Origin of the sequence: Salinivirga sp. (genome assembly GCF_035268865.1) — a bacterium.
Lineage (GTDB): Bacteria > Bacteroidota > Bacteroidia > Bacteroidales > Salinivirgaceae > Salinivirga.
Map to the genome: position 1 here is coordinate 1 of NZ_DATFKB010000254.1, position 3,728 is coordinate 3,728.

The following is a 3,728-nucleotide window of genomic DNA, read 5'->3' on the forward strand; positions in this document are numbered from 1 at the left end:
GGGAGGAAAAGCCGGGTTCAGACCTGATTATGCAGTGGCAACATATACTCAAATACTAAAAAAACTCTACCCGGAAACACCTGTAATTATTGGTGGAATAGAGGCCTCAATGCGACGACTTACCCATTATGATTACTGGTCAGATAAACTAAAACCCTCCATTCTGCACGAAAGCGGTGCCGATTTATTGGTTTACGGTATGGGCGAGCAAACCATACGTGCCATTTGCAGGCTTATGTATAAAGGTGTACCAACCGAAAACTTAGCCACCCTGCCACAGGTTGCGACTTTACAAAACATCAATGAAATTCCGGCACACAAAAAAACTGAAGACATATGGTTACACAGCCATGAAACATGTGTAAATTCGAAAAAAGCCTTTGCAGCCAATTTTGCACAAATCGAAACCGAAAGCAACAAAACTGAGTCTAAAAGATTAATACAACCCATTAAGGATAAGGCAGTGGTGGTATCGCCAACGGACGCACCTGTAGACGAAAAACAAATGGACGCTATTTGGGCACTTCCATTTACCCGTTTACCCCATCCAAAGTATCATAAAAAACCGCCAATACCGGCTTATGAAATGATCAGACATTCGGTAAACTCACACAGAGGTTGTTTTGGAGGATGTAGTTTTTGTGCCATCAGTGCGCACCAGGGCAAACAGGTCGTTAGCCGTAGTCCTAACAGCATATTAACGGAGGTAAAACAAATTACCAATATGCCTGATTTCAAGGGGCACATTTCAGACATCGGGGGGCCGTCAGCCAACATGTACAAAATGCAGGGCAAAGACCTGGCTATTTGTAAAAAATGCAAAAGACCATCGTGTATATACCCACAGGTATGTAAAAACCTTAAAATGGAGCACCAGCCAATGGTAGACCTCTACAGACAGGCACAACAAATACCGGGCGTAAAAAAAATAACCATTGGCAGCGGCATACGCTACGACATGCTTTATGATAAAAAGGGTGAAATGACCAGGGACGGTAAAAGATATGCCAGCCAGGTAATAAAAAACCATGTAAGCGGAAGGCTTAAAGTAGCACCCGAGCATTCGCAGCCATCTGTATTAAAATGGATGCGCAAACCCAATTTCGGGCAATTTCGCAAATTTCAAAAATTCTTTGCAGAAGAGAACCGCAAAGCCGGACTCAAACAGCAACTCATCCCTTATTTCATCTCCAGTCATCCGGGCTGCGACTGGCAGGATATGGCAGGGCTCGCCATCGAATCCAAAAAACAACACTTTCATTTGGAGCAGGTGCAGGATTTCACCCCTACGCCAATGACACTGGCCACGGTAATGTTCTACACCGGCCTCGATCCTTACACCATGAAACCCGTTAAGGTAGCCCGCAACATGAAAGATAAAAAACTGCAGCGCAGCTTCTTTTTCTGGCACAAACCCAACGAACGCAAGCAAATCTCACATTTTTTAAAACAACAAAAACGGCCTGATTTGATTAAGAAACTGAATGGGTGAATAAATCTTCCACCTACTCCTCCGAAAAGTCCCTTAAAATTTTGCGGTAGGTGGAGAACATATTGGCACGGGAGATAAAACCAATGTACTTGCCATCTTTTACCACGGGCAGGTTATAGTGCGATGTGGTTTGAAATTTCTTGGCTACGCCTTCCATCGATTCGTCCGGATGCACAAGTGGTGAGGGCATATACATCAAATCGCGCATCTGAATTTTATCGTACAAATCACGTTTCAGAATAATGTGCCTGATATCGTTGATAAATACAATTCCCTGCAAATTATTTTCATGATCGATTACCGGGAAAACATTCCGCTTCGATTTAGTTACCGTCTCTAAAAATTCGCCCAGGTTAGCATCGGCATATACGGGTAAAAAATTGGTCTCAATAAGATTGTCGATGGTCATAAGGTTGAGCACTGACTTGTCTTTATCGTGCGTAATAAGTTCTTTACGCTGAGCTAACTGATAGGTATACACAGAATTTGGGTGATAATACCGCACAATGACATAAGAAAAGATACTGGTAATCATAAGCGGCACAAACAGGCTGTAGCCACCGGAAATATCTGCAATGAGGAAAATGGCGAAAAGGGGCGCGTGCAGTACACCGGCTATAAGTCCACCCATTCCTACCAGGGCAAAATTACGTTCAGAAATTTCATGTAGCCCTGTCATATTAATCAATTTGCCTAGAAACATGCCAGCATTGGCACCGATAAAAAGTGCCGGCGCAAATATTCCACCAATACCACCAGCGCCGAAGGTAGCTGCTGTAGCCACCACCTTGAGCATAGTAACTGCAAAAAGTAACAGTATAATTACCCATATCTGATCCTGAAACCCATAGAAAAAGCTGCGACTAAATAAATAGTCCATATCACCCGCCAGACACTGATTTATTTCGTTATAGCCCTCTCCATAAAGCGATGGAAAGAGAAAAATGAGCAATCCAAGCAACAAACCACCTGCAAGTAGTCGATGGTAAGCATTGCGCACACGCTCAAACCGGTGATCCATGAACCGATAAATACGAGCAAAAAATACGGAAACCAGTCCACTAAATATTCCCAATAGAATATAAAAAAGCAAATCGCTTAGTTCAAATGTTGTGATAACCTCGAATTTATACAGGATATCGTTTCCAAGGAAAAAATACGATGTTACTACTGCAGACGCAGATGCAATAAGCAGTGGAATGAGCGATGAAAAAGTAAGGTCGAGCATCAGTATTTCAAGACTAAACACAATACCTGCAATAGGAGCATTAAAAATTGCTGCTACGGCACCCGAAGAAGCGCAACCAATAAGTGTAACTATTTGCCGGCGGTTTAATTTAAAAGTCCGGCCAACATTGGATCCGATAGCTGCTCCAGTTCCTACAATAGGCCCCTCCAACCCGACTGAACCGCCAAAACCCACTGTGAAGGTACTTGCGATTAATGACGAAAACGTTTTATATCTGTGCAAAAAACCATTGTTACGCGAAATAGAATGCAGAATACCGGGCACACCATGCCCAATAGGTTTTCTCAATACATACTTTATAAACAAAATGGTGAGGAATATCCCAAGCACAGGAGAAATTATGTAAATGTAGTTCTGATACTCCTCGATTGAAAAAGCGTGCAACTGATGTGAAATAAAATGGACCATGTTTTTCAGCAACACAGCGGCAAACCCGGCTGCAAGCCCTACTAAAGCAGCCAATACTCCCATAAGCTGTCGCTTTGAGAGGTTGTTCACCATCCATAAATAAATCCGGTTTCCGACAGTTCCTTTTCTGCGCATTGAAGAATATAGTTTGCAGTTGCGAAATTATAAATTATATGGGTAAAATACATTATCAGCCCATAAAGATGCAATGTTTGTAAGCATAAATAGTGAAAGCATACGAATTATTGGGCGCCCGCTTTGTTCTTTTTTCGGTACGTCAGGTAAAATACTCCTCCGATAAGCGAAAAAAACACAAGAAAAACCCTGTAAAATAATGCAAGCCCTAGCGCTATTTCTTCAGGTACTCCAAAAATTACCAGACTTAAAACAATTGCCGCTTCCAAAGTCCCCAGCGCGCCAACACTAATGGGTAAAAACCCAATAAACGTAGACATAAATAGCAAAAATATCATATGCACGGGCCCCACGGTAGCGCCAAAATAAAGAAGCAACATATAAAAAGCAAGGCCCCGGAACGCATGGAACAACACAGAGTGAATTGATACGAAAACCAACTGG

The 3,728-nt window shown here is 42.5% G+C and carries 3 protein-coding genes; 1 reads left to right on the forward strand and 2 read right to left on the reverse strand.

Going from position 1 to position 3,728, the window contains the following annotated elements; translation table 11 throughout:
• A partial coding sequence (locus tag VJ937_RS15540) for a YgiQ family radical SAM protein (RefSeq protein WP_324068595.1) occupies nt 1-1,492 on the forward strand: 1,492 nt, incomplete at its 5' end.
• 13 nt (nt 1,493-1,505) lie between these two features.
• Here the strand turns inward: VJ937_RS15540 and VJ937_RS15545 are convergent.
• Together VJ937_RS15545 and VJ937_RS15550 are read right to left on the reverse strand one after the other, a co-directional pair.
• On the reverse strand, nt 1,506-3,284 hold the full coding sequence (locus VJ937_RS15545) for a chloride channel protein (RefSeq protein ID WP_324068597.1): 1,779 nt from the start codon (nt 3,282-3,284) through the stop codon (nt 1,506-1,508).
• A 107-nt stretch (nt 3,285-3,391) separates the two neighbouring features.
• A partial coding sequence (locus VJ937_RS15550; RefSeq protein WP_324068599.1) for a lysylphosphatidylglycerol synthase domain-containing protein occupies nt 3,392-3,728 on the reverse strand: 337 nt, incomplete at its 5' end.